The following is an 18,352-nucleotide window of genomic DNA, read 5'->3' on the forward strand; positions in this document are numbered from 1 at the left end:
AAAATACCCGGCAATTTACTGAGATTAAGGAGAAAAAGGTATGCTGTTTAAAGTGGAAATGACCATTGCTATCCCCGACTCGCTGCCGGCCGAGCGCGTTACGGAAATCAAAGCGCAGGAAAAAGCCTATGCGCAACAGCTGCAGCGCTCCGGTAAATGGCGTCACGTCTGGCGCGTGGCCGGCCAGTTCAAAAACGTCAGCATTTTCGATGTGGAAAGCCATGACGAGCTGCACGAGCTGCTTACCGGCCTGCCGCTCTACCCTTATATGACCCTGGCTATTGAGCCGCTGTGCCGCCATCCGTCCTCCATTCGGGATGACGACAGCTAATCATCTCGCGTCGTCAGGGAAGACGACCGCCAACGCCCCGCTCATAATCCCCTGGCGCCTGTCAGCCAGCACGACCGCAAACGTCCTACATAACCAGGCATCAGCATTCTGCTGCCAGACGAATAAGACGACCGCCAACAACGTGATTTCGTCTCCGGCCATCTTCTTGCCGCCTGCTTTAGCGCTTCTCCTCGTTTGCCCAATTTCCGCTCTCTGACGGTTGGGCAGTTGTTATTATCGCTAAAGCGGTTTAGCTTTAAGCTTACATTCACAGGAGGCGTAATGAACAGAGTCTGGGTTTTAGGCGATGCGGTAGTCGATCTGCTGCCGGAGGAAAATAATCATTTGCAACAGTGCCCTGGCGGCGCGCCCGCCAACGTGGCGGTAGGCGTGGCTCGTCTGGGCGGCGACAGCGGCTTTATCGGCCGCGTAGGCGACGATCCTTTTGGCGCATTTTTGCAGGACGTCCTGCGTCAGGAAAAGGTTAACACGGATTTTATGCGCCAGCTGCCGCAACAGCGTACCTCTACCGTGGTGGTGGGTCTGGATAATCAGGGCGAACGAACCTTCACTTTTATGGTGCGCCCGGCGGCCGATCTTTTCTTAACGCCGGACGACCTGCCCGATTTTGCGGCAGGCCAGGCGCTACACTTCTGCTCAATAGCCCTCAGCGCCGAACCGTCACGCAGCGCGGTGTTCGCCGCCGTTGAGCGTATTCACGCCGCCGGAGGCTGGGTCAGCTTCGATCCCAATCTGCGGGAAGATTTCTGGCACGACCATCAGGAAATGTGTCAGGTAGTCGATCGGGCTTTCGCGCTGGCGGATGTGGTTAAACTGTCGCTGGATGAGCTACAGCTGCTGACGGGCGAGCAGGAAACCGAGGCCGCGCTGGCCTTGTTCACCGCCCGCTTCCGTCCCGCCCTGCTGCTGATTACCCTTGGCGAAGAAGGCGTTATCGTCTGGCATGAAGGCGAACAGCGTCGGTTTAGCGCCTCGAAGGTGCAGCCTGTTGATACCACGGGCGCAGGCGACGCTTTTGTTGCAGGTTTGCTGGCAGGACTGATGCGCGAAGCGGATCCTTTACGCCCTCGCGATCTTGAGGCGGCCGTCGGGCTGGCTCAGCAGTGCGGCGCGCTGGCCACCACCGCTAAAGGGGCAATGACCGCGCTGCCCTATGCGAGCCAGCTGCAAAATGCCAGGCCCGTCACAATAACGAAATCGTAACAACAAAATCCTTTGTCACGCTCGTCGCTGTTCTCTACTCTCCTTATCGAACCGGTTTAGCTAAACGGTAAATTCTCTGGAGAATGGCGGATGTTAAAAATAAACCCTGTTGCGCTGGCGGTCACGGCAGCGCTGTTTCTTCCTCAAACAAGCCAGGCCGACAGCGATCTCAGCGCCGTTGAACGACGCCTTAACCAACTGGAGGCGAGGCTGCAAAAAGCGGAGCGGCGTGCCGATGAGGCTGAACGCCGCGCCCGCCTGGCCGAACAGCGTCTGGCGCAGACCGCTCCGGCAGCCGCCATTCCCGCGACGGCATCCGATGCGCACACGCCTCAGACCCCACCCGCTATTCGTCAAGGCTCGGCGCAGGCGCCTGCCGTCGTAGCTGGCCCGCAGCCGCCGGTTGCGCCGTCGCCTGCCGACCAGCCCCAGGCGGTCAGACCGGCGGAGAAAACGCTGGCGGACGGCTTCGAGTTTCATGCCTATGCCCGCTCCGGCCTGATTATGAACGATTCAGCTTCTTCGACCAAAAGCGGCCCTTACCTGACGCCAGCAGGCGAAACCGGCGGCGCGGTCGGCCGTCTGGGCAACGAAAACAATACCTATGTTGAAATTAACATGGAGCACAAAACGCAGCTGGCTAACGGCGCGACCACCCGCTTTAAGGTCATGCTGGCGGACGGCCAGAGCGACTATAACGACTGGACGGCGGACAGCAGCGATCTCAATATCCGCCAGGCCTTTGTTGAACTGGGCAGCCTGCCGACCTTTAAAGGCATGTTTGCTGACAGCACGCTGTGGGCCGGGAAACGCTTCGATCGCGACAATTTCGATATTCACTGGCTGGATTCTGACGTGGTGTTTCTGGCCGGAACGGGCGGCGGGATTTATGACGTGCGCTGGGCGGACGGCGTGAAAAGCAACCTTTCCGTCTACGGCCGCAACTTTGGCGATATCGAAACTATCGATAACACCATTCAGAACTACATTGTGACCGCCAACACTTTCAGCGGGCCGCTGCAGTTTATGCTCAGCGGCCTGCGCGCCAAAGATAACGATGAGCGCGTCAACGCCGCCGTGCGTAGCGATAACGCAGGCGACAGCGGCGTTCACGCCATGCTCGCCTGGCACGGCGACAGCTTTTACGGCCTGCGCGACGGCCAGTCGAAAACGGCGCTGCTTTACGGGCACGGCTTAGGCGCCGAGGTAAAAGGCATCGGCTCCGACGGCAACCTGACCGACAGCGCCAGCACCTGGCGTCTGGCCTCTTACGGCATGACCCCGTTAAACCAAACCTGGAGCCTGGCCCCGGCCCTGCTCGCGCAGCAGAGCAAAGATCGCTACGTTGCCGGCGACAGCTACCGCTGGGTGACCGCTAACGCCCGCCTGCTTCAGAGCATCAACGAAAACTTTATGCTGGCTTACGAGGGCAGCTATCAGTACATGGATCTCGATCCTCAGGGGTTCAAAAGCCGTCAGAACGTCAGCGGCGGCTTCTACAAGCTGACTTTTGCGCCCACCTTTAAGCCTGGCGATATCGGCAACTTCCTCAGCCGTCCGGAAATTCGCTTCTTTGCCAGCTGGATGGACTGGGATAACGCGTTAGATCGCTACGCCAGCGACGACGCTTTTGGTACCAGCGGCTTTACCGCCGGCGGTGAATGGAACTTCGGCGTCCAGATGGAAACCTGGTTCTGATCGACCACTTTCAGGGGAAACACATGAATTTTGAACAGATTGCCCGCCAGCTGCTGCCGCTGCTCGGCGGCCGGGAAAACATCGCTTCTGCCGCCCACTGCGCCACCCGCTTAAGGCTGGTGCTGGTAGACGACAGCCTGGCGGATAAAAAAGCGATCGGCGAGCTGGAAGGCGTAAAAGGCTGCTTCCAGAACGCCGGACAGATGCAGGTGATTTTCGGCAGCGGCATTGTGAATAAGGTGCACGCCGCCTTTATCCAGACCGCCGGGATTGGCGAATCAAGCAAAAGCGAGGCGGCTTCCGTCGCGGCCCGCAAGCTCAATCCCGCCCAGCGCATCGCGCGGCTGCTTTCCAATATTTTTGTACCGATTATCCCGGCCATTGTCGCCTCCGGCGTGCTGATGGGCCTGCTCGGCATGATGAAAACCTACGGCTGGGTCGATGCAGGCAGCGCGCTGTTCATTATGCTGGATATGTTCAGCTCCGCCGCGTTTATTATTTTGCCGATCCTGATTGGCTTTACCGCCGCCCGCGAATTCGGCGGCAACCCTTACCTGGGCGCGACGCTCGGCGGCATCCTCACCCATCCGGCGCTGACCAACGCCTGGGGCGTGGCGGGCGGCGTACAGACCATGAACTTCTTTGGCCTGGATATCGCGATGGTCGGTTATCAGGGCACGGTGTTCCCGGTGCTGCTGGCGGTATGGTTTATGAGCCTGGTTGAGAAGCGGCTGCGGAAAATCATTCCCAACGCGCTGGATATTATCCTGACGCCGTTTTTAACGGTGATTATCGCCGGTTTCGTCGCCATGCTGGTGATTGGCCCGGCAGGCCGCGCGCTGGGCGACGGCATTTCGCTGGTGCTGAGCACGCTGATCGCCCACGCGGGCTGGCTGGCCGGGCTGCTGTTCGGCGGGCTTTACTCAGTGATTGTTATTTCCGGCGTGCATCACAGCTTCCACGCTATCGAAGCGGGCCTGTTGGGCAATCCCGCCATCGGCGTCAACTTTTTGCTGCCGATCTGGTCGATGGCTAACATCGCGCAGGCGGGCGCCTGTCTGGCCGTTTGGTTTAAAACCCGCGACGTGAAGATCCGCAGCATCGTGCTTCCCTCCGCGCTCTCCGGGCTGTTAGGCATTACGGAAGCGGCTATTTTTGGCGTGAACCTGCACTTTATGAAGCCCTTTATCGCCGGGATCGTCGGCGGCGCGGTCGGCGGCGCTTTTGTGGTGCTGATGCACGTGGGCATGACCGCCGTCGGCCTGACCGCGCTGCCTGGCATGGCTATCGTGCAGGCCAGCTCGCTGGTTTCTTATATCATCGGCATGGCGCTGGCCTTCGGCACCGCTTTTATTCTTTCCCTGCTGCTGAAATACAACGTTGAGGACAAAGCATGAGCGAAGCACAGCTGATCAATCGCGCGCTTAAGGCGGTGATGAACAGGAACGCCAGCGAAGATCCGCATCGTCCCGCCTGGCACCTTTCGCCGCAGACCGGCCTGATGAACGATCCCAACGGCTTTATTCAGTTTCAGGGTGAATGGCATCTTTTTTATCAGTGGAATCCGCTGGCCTGCGCGCACGGCGCCAAATATTGGGGCCACTGGCGCTCGGCTAACCTGCTGGACTGGCAGCATGAGCCGCTGGCGCTGGTCCCGGCCGAAACGTATGAAAGCCACGGCTGCTATTCCGGTTCGGCTGTCGATCACGACGGCACGCTGACCCTGTTTTATACCGGCAACGTGAAATTTTCCGGGGGCCGCACCGCCTGGCAGTGCATGGCAACGGTGAACGATGCGGGCGATGTGACCAAAACCGGCCCGGTTATCGGGCTGCCGCCGGGCTACACCGGCCACGTGCGCGACCCGAAAGTCTGGCACCATCAGGATAGCTGGTATATGGTGCTCGGCGCGCAGGATTTGAAAGAACAAGGGAAAGTGCTGCTTTATCGCAGCGAATCGCTGCATGAATGGACGCTGCTGGGTGAAATTGCCGGATCGCAGCTTAATGGCCTGGGCGACTTTGGCTATATGTGGGAATGCCCTGACCTGTTCGCGCTGGGCGATCGCGATGTGCTGCTGGTTTGCCCGCAGGGCCTGCCCGCGCAGCAGAGAAAATGGCTCAACGCCCACCAGAGCGGCTATTTTATCGGCAGGCTGGATTACGCGGCGGCCCGCTTCCCGCACGGCGAGTTCTGCGAGCTGGACCACGGCTTTGAATTTTATGCGCCGCAAACCACGCTCAGCGATGACGGGCGCAGAGTGCTTATCGGCTGGATGGGCGTGCCGGACGCCGAAGAACTGTTGCAGCCGACCGTAGGCCGCGGCTGGATACATATTATGACCTGCCCGCGCGAGCTGACGCTGGAGCAGGATCGGCTGATGCAGCGTCCGGCGCGCGAGCTACAGCAGCTGCGCCAGCAGCGGTCGCGCTATCAGCAGCGGGCCGCCTCTTTGCCGACGCTGCCGGTTGAACGCGCCGAGCTGGTTATTGGTTCGAGGGGTAGCTGGTCGGCCTGCTTCGGCGAGGCGCTGACGCTGGTCTGCAACGAGGACGGCCTGACGCTGAGCCGCCGCAATCTGCGCAGCGGCGAGACAGAACATCGCTACTGGACGGGTGCGGTTTCTCACCTGCAAATTCTCTGCGATCGCTCCAGCATTGAGATTTTTATCAACGACGGCGAAGGTGTGATGTCGGCGCGCTATTTCCCGAATGCCGTGCCGGAAGTAGTGTGGCAAGGCGAAGCCAGCCTGACCGTCGATTACTGGCAACTCCGTTCAGGCATGGTAGTATAATGCGCTGACTCCCCTGATACGAATGCCTGTGAACAAGCCGAAACGCGTGACCATCAACGATATCGCCAGCCTGGCTGGCGTGTCCAAATCCACCGCCAGCCTGGTGCTGAATGGCCGTGGCAAAGAGCTGCGCGTGGCCGAAGCGACCCGCCAGCGGGTGATGGAGATCGCGCAGATGACGCACTATCAGCCCAGTATTCACGCGCGGGCGCTGAACAACTCGCGCAGCCATACCATCGGGCTGGTGGTGCCGGAAATGACCAACCACGGCTTCGCCACCTTTTCTCACGCGCTGGAAACGCTGTGCCGCGACGCCGGTTTACAGCTCTTAATCGCCTGCACCGACGAAAACAGCAGCCAGGAAACGCTGGCGGTCAACAATCTGATCCAGCGTCAGGTCGACGGGCTGATCGTCGCCTCCAGCCAGCTGAACGACAGCGAGTATCAGCAGCTCAGCCGCCAGCTGCCGGTACTGCTGTTTGACCGTCATCTGGGCGACTCCACGCTGCCGCTGGTGATCTCTGAGTCGATTATCTCCACGGCGACGCTGGTCGAGCCGATCGCCAGGGAAGTTGAGGAATTTTACTTTTTTGGCGGCCAGCCGCGCATTTCGCCGACGCGCGATCGCCTGGCCGGTTTTCGTCAGGGGCTGGAACAGGCCGGTCTGGCGGTGCAACCGGAATGGATCCTGCACGGCCATTACAACGCCAGCTCGGGCTACGAGATGTTTGCCGAGCTGGTTATGCGGCTGGGCCGCGTGCCGCAGGCGCTGTTCTGCGCCGCGTGCGGGCTGCAGGAAGGGGTGCTGCGCTACCTGAGCCAGCATCATTTACTGTCGGCGCCCGTCAGGCTGTGCAGCTTTGACGATCACTACCTTTACGACGCGCTGTCGGTAAAAATCGATACCGTGATGCAGGATAACCGCCAGCTGGCCTGGCGCTGTTTTGAAACGCTGACCGGCCTGATTGACGGCAAGCTGACGGAAACGCCGCACATTTATCTGCCCGCCCGGGTAAGAAGGCGAACGCCATAGGGGCTGCTTCGGATGCTCAGGCAAGCTACGGATGCACCAGTGCGATATTTTTTTCCCTGAAGACCGCCAGCGTATCCGCCGGCAGATCCGCCTCGACCACCAGCTGCGTAAGCGCCTCGCAGGCCACCACGGTATAACGCGCTACGCCGGGAATTTTTTCTCTGGTCATGGCGACGATAATCTCATCGCTGCGGCCCGTTAGCGCTTTTTTAAACTCCACGTCTTCATAATCAAATCCCGTTAAGCCCTCTTCGCTGTCCAGCGCGCAGCCGCCCAGAAAAAGCTGGTCGAAACGAATGTCGCGGATCTGGGAGAAGGCGGTGATGCCCAGGCTACCGCCCGTTGCCGTGTGCAGCCGACCGCCGATAACGATCGTCTCGCAGCGCGGCAGCTTCATCAGCTCCACCGCGATAATGGGCGAATGGGTGACCACCGTCAGCGCCATTTCCGGCGGCAGCGCGCGGGCAAAAGCCAGGTTGGTAGAGCCTGCGTCGATAAATATCACGCTTTGCGGCTTAACCAGACGGCTACACGCCAGCCCCAGACGCGCTTTTTCCGCACCGTTTTTTTCCGTCCTCGCCAGCAGATCGCCCTGCGAGGCAAGCACGCTGACCGCGCCGCCATACACCTTTTTGCAAATCCCTTCGCGCGCCAGCTCCTGCAGATCCCGGCGTACGGTATGTTCGGAAACGCCCAGCTGTTCGGCCAGCGTCGCGCAGACTACCCGTCCCTTCTCTTGCAACTCCTGGCGGATCAGGGACTGCCGCTGTTGCGGGAAAGCTGCATAATCGAGCATAAAACCTCTTAAACGAGCTTTAAAAAAAGCACAATACGGCATACACTATCATCCGTTCAGAGGTTGTCAACTTTCCCTCGTCCCGAAGGAGTCGCCGCATGAAGCTTCCTGATATCGCTTTTCTGCATGAACTGGCCGACGCAGCCGACCGGCAAACGCTGCCGCGCTTTCGCAGCAGTGAAAATCTTGCCATCAGCACCAAGCCCAAAGATGGTTTTCGTTTCGATCCGGTCACCCTTGCCGACCGCGAGGCGGAAAAAGCCATGCGGGATCTTATCGCGCAGCGCTATCCCACGCATGCCGTGATGGGTGAAGAATTTGGCCTCAAAGCGGGCGACGAGCGCGCGCCTTGTTGGGTGCTGGATCCCATAGACGGCACGCGGCCTTTTCTTTGTGGTCTGCCGGTATGGGGCACGTTAATTGGCCTGCTGCATCACGACCGCGCGGTGATGGGAATGATGAGCCAGCCCTTTACCGGCGAACGCTTTTATGCCGACGGCTCACAGTCATGGGCTGAAGGCCCTTATGGCAAAGTTCGCCTGCAAACCCGCCGGGATATCCCGCTGGATCAGGCTATTTTACATACCACCTCGCCGGAATCGCTGGGGCAGACGTCGCTGAAGTTTGACGCGCTGGATAAGGCCGTGCTGATGACCCGTTACGGCGGCGAATGTTATGCCATGGCGATGCTGGCCGCCGGTAAAATCGATGTTTGCGTTGAGTTCGCCCTTCAGCCTTATGACATTGTGGCGCTGATCCCGCTGATTGAGCTGGCAGGCGGCGTAGTGACTACCCCGGATGGCGGTCGGCCTGAACAGGGCGGCCAGGTTATCGCCAGCGGCTGCCCTCGCCTGCACTCGCAAATTTTGTCTATCTTAAACTGACGCTTAATTTAACCCGGAGTATCACCGCTCATGCCTGACCATGTCGACACGCTGCGCCAGTCCGCCGCAGAAACGCCCGCAAGACGCGAGCAGAACGCCACGCGAGCCATGTTTTTTGTGGCGGGTTTCGCCACCGCTGGCTGGTCCGCGCTGGTGCCCTTCGCCAAAATGAATACCGGCGTCAACGACGGCACGCTGGGAATGCTGCTGCTCTGCCTGGGCGTGGGGGCGCTGGTGGCGATGCCGCTGACAGGCCATCTCACTACGCGTTTTGGCTGCCGGGCGGTGATGACCGTTGCCACGCTGGCCTTCTGCCTGATGCTGCCCTTGCTCTCGGTGATCCCCAGCCCTGTACTGCTGGCGCTGGCGCTGCTGGTGTTCGGCATGGGCGTGGGCACCACCGACTGCGCGATGAACGTCCAGGCGATCCTGGTGGAAAAAGCGGCGCCTAAGCCGATGATGTCCGGCTTCCACGGCTTTTACAGCCTGGGCGGCATTGCGGGCGCGGGTGCGGTCAGCGGCCTGATGGCGAGTGGACTGTCGCCCTTTGCCGCCAGCCTGGCGGCCGCCGTGGTTTCGCTGCTGCTGCTGGGTTACAGCTTTCGCGGCCTGCTGACCTACGCTAACCCGCCGGAAGGCCCGGCCTTCGCCCTGCCGCACGGCGCCGTGCTGACCATTGGCGCGATCTGTTTTGCCGTGTTCCTGGCAGAAGGCACGGTGCTGGACTGGAGTGCGGTATTCCTGACCGAACACCGCGATATGCCGGACACGCTGGGCGGCTTAGGCTTTGCCTGCTTCGCTACCGCGATGACCGTGGGCAGGCTGACCGGCGACCGCATCGTGGCGCGTTTCGGCCGCGAAAAAGTGGTGATCCTGGGCGCGCTGACCGCCGCCATCGGGCTGGCGCTGCCGGTGATCGTCCCCTCCTGGCACGTTGCGCTGGTGGGCTATATGCTGATCGGCATCGGCTGCGCCAATATCGTGCCGGTGATGTTCACCGCTATCGGCAGGCAAAAAAGCATGCCGCAGGCCGCCGCCGTCCCGGCCGTCACCACGCTGGGCTATATCGGCGTGCTGGCCGGGCCTGCCACCATTGGCTTTGTCGCTCACCTTAGCTCGCTGCCGGTAGCCTTTATCATGGTTACGGTGCTGATGCTGCTGGTGGTGGCGCTTTCCCGCCGCGTGCGCATGTAGCAGCCATGCTGTCGGTGCCTCTCGCTAAGCCCGCGACGGTAAAGCGCAGCCGCGAGTGGAACAGCGTTAACGGTGCCTTCCGTTCAGCCCGCGACGACGAAACGCAGCCCCGTCACGGCGTTAACGGCGCGGCACCAACCAGCTGACGGGCCACCGCTTCGGCATGTTCCGCCACCTGCGGCAGGCCCATCAGTTCGCCAAAGCGTCCGCGCGCCGCTGGCCCGACCACGTGCAGGTGCGCATTGGCCGTGCCCTGACGATTCAGGGTGCGCGACTGCGCGTCGACCAGGATGCCCAGCGCCAGCGGATCGGCCTGGATTATGCCCTCTTCCGCCAGCTGGCTAAGCAGCCTGTCGCTGGTCAGCAGCGCATTATGTGCCGGGCCGGTGGTGACGATCAGTTTGTCTGCGATAAGACAGACTTCCGCGCCTTTGCGCGGCCCCAGCCTCAGCGCGATTTGTTCTCCCTGCGCCCCAACCCCGGCCAGCCTTGCTGCCAACACGCGCAGCTGGCCGCTGCGTTGCCAGGTTTGCAAGGCCTGGCTGACCTGCGGCGCAATGCGGTAGCGATGCACATCCCACCAGGATCGTAAATGACGCAGAAAGCGGCGCTGCTCCCTTAGCGGCAATTGCTGCCAGATCTGCTGCGCGTGCGCGCGAATGTCGTCCAGCACCAGCTGCCAGGGCTGGCCTTCTGCCGCAGCCTGAGCCACTTCCTGACGCACCCGCCGCAGCCAGCCGCGCGCGGTGGCGGGCGCCTGCCGATAATCAAGCAATCGGGGCGCATAGTCGCCGCTGACGTTGTCGCGCGGCAGCTGGCCCCGCCTTGAAAAGGCCGTGACCGGGCCACGGTGCCCCCGCGCGGCAAGCGAAGCGACCATATCGGCCATGGTCAGGCCCGTGCCCATAATGACCACCCGCTCGTTTACGCCGACCGCTGCCAGCGCCTGCGGATGCCAAGGATTGGCGATCAGCCCCGGATGCCCGCCCAGCGCCTGCTGTACGCTTTGCGGCACGGCGGGCGGCGGATGGCTGATGGCCAGCACCACCTCATCCGCCCGAAATGTTTTGCCGGAAGCCGTAGTAACCAGCCCGTCACGCAGCGCCACGGCCCGGTCCTGACAGTGCGTCAGCCTGACGCAGGATTGGGCCGCCAGGCGAAACTGTTCCGCCACGTAAGCGCCGAACCAGCCACGCTGCGGATAGACTTTGCCGTCATGCCAGTGAGCGGCAGGATCCTGTCGGTCAGCGCTGCACTGCTGATACCAGCGCGCAAAATCCCCTTCTTCCGCTGCGGAGAGCTGCATTCGGGCGGCGGGGACATTAATACGGTGCGCCGGATCCGGGGTGCTGTAGGCGACGCCCTGTCCCGGCTGCGCGCGCGGTTCAATCACCGTTACCGCTAAGCCTGCCTCGCCCAGGCGGGCAAGATGGATAGCCAGCGTTGTGCCGGTAAAGCCGCCGCCAATAATTACAATATGTCGCTCAGCCATGCGCTGTCCCGGTCAAAGAAGTTTCAGGGGCTGCCTTCGCTAACGTTACGGCTCTGTCCGCCAGTACAGGAGAACGTTGCCGATATAAGAAGAAAAGGCCTGCATGGAGCACACTATAGACAGGATAACCAACCACGACCAGAAAGCACGCAGCGCGGCGGTCGTCTGGTTCTATGATGGAAAGCGGAGAGTAAGGCCGTGCAAACAGCTACGTGTTCAGGGCCGTCAGGCGTTCAGGCAGGCAGTCAGGCAATCAGGCAATCAGGCAATCAGGCAATCAGGCAATCAGGCAATCAGGCAATTTTGCGGAAGCCTGGCTGATACAAAAATGCACGCAACGGGCTGCATAGCCGTTACGTGCATTTTTTATTAAGGTACGGCAGACAGCGCCCCGCAGGCTGGTTTGCCAGCTTTCGGGACGCGGCAGCTATCAGGCCACGCCTTCTTCCTGCGCCTGCTCCGCCTCGGCTTTTTCGCGCGCCAGGCGATAGTAATCCGCTTTGGAAGCGGCCAGCGGGGTACGGCCCCGGATCAGATCGGCCATTTTCTCGGCGATCATCACGGTGGGCGCATTAAGGTTGCCGGTGGTGATCTGCGGCATAATCGAAGCATCCACCACGCGCAGCTTCTGCATCCCGTGCACGCGGCCTTCCGCATCCACTACCGCCATCTCGTCATTGCCCATCGCGCAGCTGCCGCAAGGGTGATAGGCCGTTTCGGCATGATCGCGGATAAAGGCGTCAATCTGCTCGTCGGTCTGCACTGACGCGCCCGGCTGGATCTCTTCGCCGCAGTATTCAGCCAGCGCGGGCTGACGCATGATTTCACGCGTGTGGCGCACCGCGCTGCGGAACTCTTCCCAGTCGCGATCTTCCGACATGTAGTTAAAGAAGATCGACGGCGCGGCGTAAGGGTGTTTTGAGGTCAGCCTGACGCGACCACGGCTCATCGAGCGCATCGGGCCAACGTGCGCCTGGAAGCCGTGCTCTTTCACCGGGCTGCTGCCGTTGTAGTTAATGGCGACCGGCAGGAAGTGATACTGCAGATCCGGCCAGTCCGGCTTGTCGTCGCTGCGGATAAAGCCGCCCGCTTCAAACTGGTTGCTGGCGCCGATACCCGTGCCGCTGAACAGCCATTCCGCGCCAATTGCCGGCTGGTTCCACCAGTGCAGCGACGGATAGAGGCTGACCGGCTTTTTGCAGCGGAACTGCATATAAACTTCCAGATGATCCTGCAGGTTGCGGCCTACGCCCGGCAGCGCGTGAACAACCGGGATATCCAGCTCGCGCAGCCACTCTTCCGGGCCGACGCCGGAACGCTGCAGGATCTGCGGCGAGGCGATAGCGCCCGCGCACAGCAGCACTTCACGCATGGCGGTAGCCTGCTCTTGTTTGCCGTTGCGCAGCCAGCAAACGCCGACGGCGGTTTTGCCCTCAAACAGAATACGGTCGGTCTGCGCATGGGTAACAATCGTCAGGTTTGAACGCTGCTTCGCCACGTCCAGATAGCCGCGCGCGGTGCTGGAGCGACGGCCCTGCGGCGTAACGGTGCGATCCATCGGGCCGAAGCCGTCCTGACGGTAGCCGTTCATATCGTCGGTTTCATGATGACCGGCCTGCACCGCCGCATCGATAAAGGCGCGGAACAGCGGATTATTGCCTTTTTTCGGCGTGGTGACGCTCAGGTAGCCGTCACCGCCGTGGTAATCGTTTTCACCGATATCGCGCTTCTCCGCCTTGCGGAAATAAGGCAGGCAGTTCAGATATGACCAGTTCTCCAGGCCCTTTTTGCTGGCCCAGTTGTCATAATCCATCGCGTTGCCGCGCACATAGCACATGCCGTTGATCAGTGAGGAGCCGCCAAGCCCTTTCCCGCGTCCACACTCCATGCGGCGGTTATTCATTTTCGGCTCAGGATCGGTTTCATAAGCCCAGTTATAGCGTTTTCCCTGCAGCGGATAAGCCAAAGCGGCTGGCATTTGGGTACGGAAATCCCAGCGGTGATCCTTGCCGCCTGCTTCCAGTAAAAGTACCGATACGTCAGCATCCTCAGTCAGTCGCGTGGCCAGGACGTTGCCAGCCGAGCCGGCGCCGATAATGATATAGTCAAATTTCTGCATTAAACCTCCAAAACGCTGCGGCCTGCGCCGCAGCAAAAAAGTGTTATAAGCGCAAAACCGCCATCAAAACGCGGACGGATAGTCGCCCATTTCAATCAGTACGGATTTGGTGCGGGTATAGTGATGGAGCGTTTCCAGACCGTTCTCACGCCCCACGCCGGACTGCTTATAGCCGCCGACCGGCATTGGCGCAGGCGATTCGCCCCAGCTGTTCACCCAGCAGATGCCCGCTTCCAGCTGATGAATAACGCGGTGCGCGCGATTCAACGAGGTGGTGAACACGCCTGCGGCCAGGCCGTATTCGGTGTTGTTGGCGCGATCGATAACTTCCTGCTCGTCATCAAAGACCAGCACGCTCATAACCGGCCCGAAGATCTCTTCCTGCACGATACGCATTTCGTCGGTGCAGTCGGTGAAGACGGTAGGCTCCACGTAACAGCCTTTCGCCATGTCGCCTTCGGTGATACGGGAACCGCCTGCCAGCACCCGCGCGCCTTCCTGCTTGCCGATTTCCATATAGCTAACCACTTTCTGGCAGTGCTCTTCGCTGACCAGCGGGCCGAAGTTGGTTTCCGGCTTAGTCGGATCGCCGCACTTGATGCCGCGCATTTTTTCCAGCAGACGCTTTTCAAACTCCGCTTTTAAAGAGCGATGAATAAACACGCGCGTGCCGTTGGTGCAGACCTGGCCGGTGCTGTAGAAGTTGGCCATCATGGCGCCGTCTACGGCACGTTCCAGCTCGGCGTCTTCAAAGATAATCAGCGGCGATTTACCGCCCAGCTCCATCGTGACCGACTTGAGGTTAGCCAGCGCCGCATCCGCCATTACGCGTTTGCCGGTGTTGACTTCGCCGGTGAAGGAGACTTTGGCAATTTTCGGATGCTGGCTCAGGCCCTGGCCGACGCTTCCGGCGCCCTGCACCACGTTAAAGACGCCGTCCGGCAGACCAGCCTCGGTGAAGATTTTTGCCAGCTCCAGCGCGGTAAGCGGCGTGACTTCGCTGGGTTTGAAAATCATGGCGTTGCCGGTAGCCAGCGCGGGCGCGCTTTTCCACATGGCGATCTGGATCGGATAGTTCCAGGCGCCAATACCGGCGCAAACGCCCAGCGGCTCGCGGCGTGTGTAGACCAGCGCGCTGTCGCGCAGCGGGATGGATTCGCCTTCGACCGCTACGGCCAGGCCCGCGTAGTATTCCAGCACGTCCGCGCCGGTTACGATGTCCACCGCTTCCGTTTCGCTCAGCGGTTTACCGGTGTCGGCGGTTTCCAGCGCGGCCAGCTCATCGTTGCGCTCGCGCAAGAGCGCCACGGCTTTTAACAGTACGCGGCTACGTTCAACCGGCGTATAGCTACGCCAGATACGCTGACCGGCTTCGGCGGAGGCGACCGCGCGATCGATATCCTGCTGGCTGGCCGAGGTGATTTCCGCCAGCACTTCGCCATTAGCGGGGTTGATGGTGGTGAATGTTTCGCCTTGACCCGCTTCTTCGCGGCCATTGATGTAAAGTCCACGGCGTTGCATATCGGCCATGTCTCCTCCTTTAAGGGTTAGGTTGCCGGGCCGGAAAGCCACAGCGCAAGATTTTGATAGCAAAGCTGACGCGCATCGAGCAGGCCCTGCGCCATCGGCTGGGGCGCCAGCGTCATGCGCAGCCACAGGCCGTCGATCAGCGCCGCCATGCTGGCGCCCGCCGCCCGCGCCGCATCTATCGGCAGCGCTCTGGCGAACTGCGCCGTCAGGTTGGAATGCAGTCGCCGGTCGTTGATTCGCTGCAAACGCTGCAAATCGGGCTGATGCAGGCTGCTGCTCCAGAACGCCAGCCAGGTTTTCAGCACCGGCCCGGCAATCTGCGAATCGTCGAAGTTGCCATCGATAATCGCGCGGATCTGCGCCTGCGGATCGTCGGCCGCGACGCTGCGGTGATGCTCGACCGCCCTGTAGAGATCCAGCAGGATCTGACGCATACAGGCATCCAGCAGGCCGTTTTTATCGCCGAAGTAGTGGCTGACGATCCCCGTGGAGACGCCCGCCTCTCTGGCTATCAGCGCCAGGCTGGCATCGGCCAGGCCGACCCGGTCTATCACCGTCAGCGTCGCATGAATTAACTGCGCCTGGCGGATGGCTTTCATTCCAACTTTTGGCATCGCTTAATCGGTTTCAGCTATTGAATAAGAGAGATTATAGACTTTTTATATTGAACGTTCAATCAAGAAAAAAATGACAGGCGTGGAGGCATGAAAAAAGTTAACGAAACAGCAACGCGTGGAATCAGGTTAACCTTCTGTATTTATGCTATTTATTTGCGGATGGCGTGTTAATAAATGAGCGAGCAACAACGGGCGCAAATGCGTTGTAAAGAAGCCTTTCTGATGACCTTATGCAACGGTCTGGCCAGGATTTAAGCGCGGTCTGGCAGGCTGGTGTACCGGCTTAACGCCTGCCAAACGCAGTCGGGCGGCCTGTGCTGGCGAACCAGCGTCGGTAAACATGCCAACGGAGCTGGTCGCCCGAGCCCCGGCTTTACCGGGGACGAGCTGTCAGCGCGGATTTTTGGCCGTCAGGCCATCCAGCTTTATAGCTAATTGTTCAAGCACAAAGCCCGCCGGATCCTCAAATCCGCCGTTCTGGGCGACCACCTGCAAACCTTCCAGCAGCAGCGTAATCTCTTTTGCCAGCGCCTCTGGCTCGCCCGCGCCTGCCTGGCGACACAAGGCCGCCAGCCGCTGAAACTGTCGCTGTTTGTGGGCAAAAATAAGCGCTCTGACCTCCGCGAATTGCCCGGTGGTTTCCGCCAGGGTATTGGTAAACGGGCAGCCCCGCTGCAGCGTGCCGGTAAGATTATCTGCCAGGAACCGCCCGAACCCCATAATCTGGGCGGCGGAGTCGTCCGGAAACCGTTCGGCAAGCCGATCGAATACCTGACTGTAATCCTCAACCAGTAACTGTATCCATTCCAGCACCAGCGCTTCTTTGGAAGCAAAATGTCGATAAAGCGTCATCTTGGTGGACTGCGCTTTTTCGGCAATAGCGTCCACGGTCACGCGAGTGATGCCGTCCTGATAAAAAAGCGTTTCCGCCGCCTGGAGCAGGCGATCGCGCGGGGGAAGGCGTGGCTGTGAGAGTCTGGGCATAATTCCTCGTTGCAACGATACTGGATAGTATTATACGATACCAATCGGTATCATAAGATACTAACCAGTATACACCTTCAGGGTGTTGTCGTCTTCTCAGCCACGAATCGGATTTTTATGAATCTTTCAGACTATACATCTTGCGACGCTGTGGGCCTCGCAGCGCTGATTACCCAGGGCGAAGTCAGGCCTGAAGAAGTCAAAGAGGCGGCGAATAAAGCCATAGAAAAAGTGAACGGCGAGGTCAGCGCCGTGATTGAACTCTGGCAGGATGAACACAGCAATCTGCAAGGCCCGTTATACGGCGTGCCGATGCTGGTGAAGGATCTCGGCGTGTCCGTTAGCGGCCGCCGTAATGAGCTGGGGAGTCGGCTGGCGGCGGGGTACGTGTCCGCGCAGGATTCTGTCCTTACGCAAAAAATGCGCCAGGCCGGGCTGGTAATGCTGGGCCGAACCACCACGCCGGAGCTGGCCACCAGCACCACCACGGAACCCAGCTTTAACGGCGGCACCCGCAATCCCTGGAATAAGCGCTACAGCGCCGGGGGATCGAGCGGCGGCTCTGCGGCGGCGGTGGCGTCAGGAATGGTGCCCGCCGCCCATGCCACCGACGGCGGCGGCTCGATCCGCGTACCGGCTGCAGTCAACGGGCTGTTCGGCCTGAAGCCCAGCCGTGGCCGCATCAGTATGGGCCCGGAAGTGGATGAAGTCTGGTCGGGCCTTGCCGTGCATGGCTTCGTCAGCCGTACGGTGCGCGACAGCGCGGCTCTGCTGGATGCCGTGCAGGGCAATACGCCCGGCGATCCTTTTATCATTGCCGCTGCGCATCAGACGCTGAGGGAGTGCGCCGCGCAGGAGCCGGGCAAGCTCAAAATCGGCGTGATGACGCATCCTTTAAATGGCCAGCGCAGCGAACCGGAAGTGGTTGCCGCGCTGGATCAGACTATTGGACAGCTTATTGCGCTGGGACATCAGGTAGAGGAAGCCGCGCCCGATATCGGCAGCTGGGACGCTTTTGTAGAAATGAATACGCGGTTCTGGGCATCGAATACCGCGGCCTGGATCGACGCGCTGGCCGCCATGATGAACAGGCCGATTAACGCCGACACGCTTGAGCCTGCAAACCTGGCGCTGTGGCGGCTTGGCCACGAGCTGACCGCCGTGGATATGATTGGCGCAATGCATATGCGCAACGCCGTGACCCAAAAAATGGGTCTGTTTTATCAGCAGTACGATATGTTGCTGACGCCTGCCCTACCCGCTTTGCCCGTAGAACTGGGCCGCTACAATCTTCATCAGGGCAATCTGGACGGGCGCGGCTGGATGCATCACGTTTTTGACCAGTCTCCTTTTACCGCCCTGGCTAACGTTTGCGGCACCCCGGCCATGTCGGTACCGCTGGGGTTCAGCCCGGCGAACCATCTGCCGATCGGTATGCAGTTTTTAGCAGGATTTAATCAGGAGCCGGTATTGTTGCAGCTGGCGGGCCAGCTGGAGCGGGCCTGTCCCTGGCGCGATCGCAAACCCGCCGTCTGGGCCGGTCATTAATCTGCACTGACCGCTTTCTGCCTGTGCAATATGAATAAACAATTAAGGAGGCAGGCCCGCTTTTGACAGAGGCGGGCCTATGCGAAGGGCAAGGAATTTAACGCCAGA

15 protein-coding genes and 1 pseudogene are annotated in these 18,352 nt (G+C 60.4%); 10 read left to right on the plus strand and 6 right to left on the minus strand.

The annotated features are described in order from the left end of the window. Positions 1-40 precede the first annotated feature (40 nt). The 7 genes and pseudogenes from catC to ACMGEE_RS03355 form a co-directional block, all read left to right on the plus strand. A complete protein-coding gene (catC, locus tag ACMGEE_RS03325; RefSeq protein ID WP_369894808.1) occupies positions 41-331 on the plus strand; it encodes a muconolactone Delta-isomerase in 291 nt (96 codons plus the stop codon). 282 nt (positions 332-613) lie between these two features. Continuing rightward, positions 614-1,555: a fructokinase gene (gene cscK, locus ACMGEE_RS03330; protein ID WP_301253436.1), complete on the plus strand. Its 942-nt coding sequence runs from the start codon at positions 614-616 to the stop codon at positions 1,553-1,555. A gap of 90 nt (positions 1,556-1,645) precedes the next feature. Then, a complete protein-coding gene (locus ACMGEE_RS03335) occupies positions 1,646-3,253 on the plus strand; it encodes a carbohydrate porin (protein WP_436829668.1) in 1,608 nt (535 codons plus the stop codon). Positions 3,254-3,276: 23 nt separating this feature from the next. After that, positions 3,277-4,650, plus strand: coding sequence for a sucrose-specific PTS transporter subunit IIBC (locus ACMGEE_RS03340; RefSeq protein WP_436829669.1), 1,374 nt, complete (start codon positions 3,277-3,279; stop codon positions 4,648-4,650). Next, entirely contained in the window at positions 4,647-6,047 is a 1,401-nt protein-coding gene (locus ACMGEE_RS03345; protein ID WP_436829670.1) for a sucrose-6-phosphate hydrolase, read from the plus strand. Before ACMGEE_RS03340 ends, ACMGEE_RS03345 begins: the two co-directional genes overlap by 4 nt. Positions 6,048-6,075: 28 nt before the next feature. Continuing rightward, entirely contained in the window at positions 6,076-7,080 is a 1,005-nt protein-coding gene (locus ACMGEE_RS03350; RefSeq protein ID WP_301253439.1) for a LacI family DNA-binding transcriptional regulator, read from the plus strand. Further along, positions 7,077-7,124: pseudogene (locus ACMGEE_RS03355) on the plus strand (hypothetical protein); the annotation flags it as partial. The gene ACMGEE_RS03350 and the pseudogene ACMGEE_RS03355, both read left to right, overlap by 4 nt. Here the strand turns inward: ACMGEE_RS03355 and ACMGEE_RS03360 are convergent. Further along, the gene (locus ACMGEE_RS03360) at positions 7,106-7,876 is read right to left on the minus strand and encodes a DeoR/GlpR family DNA-binding transcription regulator (protein ID WP_436829671.1); all 771 of its coding nucleotides are present in this window, start codon (positions 7,874-7,876) and stop codon (positions 7,106-7,108) included. The pseudogene ACMGEE_RS03355 and the gene ACMGEE_RS03360 sit on opposite strands and share 19 nt — an antisense overlap. A gap of 98 nt (positions 7,877-7,974) precedes the next feature. Here ACMGEE_RS03360 and ACMGEE_RS03365 point away from each other — a divergent pair, with 98 nt between their 5' ends. Together ACMGEE_RS03365 and ACMGEE_RS03370 are read left to right on the plus strand one after the other, a co-directional pair. Beyond that, the gene (locus ACMGEE_RS03365; protein ID WP_436829672.1) at positions 7,975-8,760 is read left to right on the plus strand and encodes an inositol monophosphatase family protein; all 786 of its coding nucleotides are present in this window, start codon (positions 7,975-7,977) and stop codon (positions 8,758-8,760) included. A gap of 30 nt (positions 8,761-8,790) precedes the next feature. Continuing rightward, positions 8,791-9,954 (plus strand): MFS transporter, encoded by a 1,164-nt coding sequence (locus tag ACMGEE_RS03370; protein ID WP_436829673.1) that lies wholly within the window; start codon positions 8,791-8,793, stop codon positions 9,952-9,954. A gap of 112 nt (positions 9,955-10,066) precedes the next feature. Here ACMGEE_RS03370 and ACMGEE_RS03375 read toward each other — a convergent pair whose 3' ends face one another. The 5 genes from ACMGEE_RS03375 to ACMGEE_RS03395 form a co-directional block, all read right to left on the minus strand. Continuing rightward, positions 10,067-11,446 carry an FAD/NAD(P)-binding protein gene (locus tag ACMGEE_RS03375; protein WP_436829674.1) on the minus strand — a complete coding sequence of 460 codons (1,380 nt, stop codon included), beginning with the start codon at positions 11,444-11,446 and terminating at the stop codon, positions 10,067-10,069. Positions 11,447-11,876: 430 nt separating this feature from the next. Further along, entirely contained in the window at positions 11,877-13,565 is a 1,689-nt protein-coding gene (gene betA, locus ACMGEE_RS03380; RefSeq protein ID WP_436829675.1) for a choline dehydrogenase, read from the minus strand. 63 nt (positions 13,566-13,628) lie between these two features. Continuing rightward, positions 13,629-15,086: a betaine-aldehyde dehydrogenase gene (gene betB, locus ACMGEE_RS03385; protein ID WP_253460990.1), complete on the minus strand. Its 1,458-nt coding sequence runs from the start codon at positions 15,084-15,086 to the stop codon at positions 13,629-13,631. A gap of 26 nt (positions 15,087-15,112) precedes the next feature. Further along, positions 15,113-15,709: a transcriptional regulator BetI gene (gene betI / locus ACMGEE_RS03390; RefSeq protein ID WP_253454376.1), complete on the minus strand. Its 597-nt coding sequence runs from the start codon at positions 15,707-15,709 to the stop codon at positions 15,113-15,115. Positions 15,710-16,102: 393 nt separating this feature from the next. After that, complete coding sequence (locus ACMGEE_RS03395; protein WP_253454377.1) at positions 16,103-16,696, minus strand: TetR/AcrR family transcriptional regulator; 594 nt, start codon at positions 16,694-16,696, stop codon at positions 16,103-16,105. Positions 16,697-16,846: 150 nt separating this feature from the next. Here ACMGEE_RS03395 and ACMGEE_RS03400 point away from each other — a divergent pair, with 150 nt between their 5' ends. Beyond that, positions 16,847-18,244: an amidase gene (locus ACMGEE_RS03400; RefSeq protein ID WP_436829676.1), complete on the plus strand. Its 1,398-nt coding sequence runs from the start codon at positions 16,847-16,849 to the stop codon at positions 18,242-18,244. Positions 18,245-18,352 lie beyond the last annotated feature (108 nt).

Source organism: Erwinia artemisiae (assembly GCF_051400835.1).
Classification (GTDB): Bacteria; Pseudomonadota; Gammaproteobacteria; order Enterobacterales; family Enterobacteriaceae; genus Erwinia; species Erwinia aeris.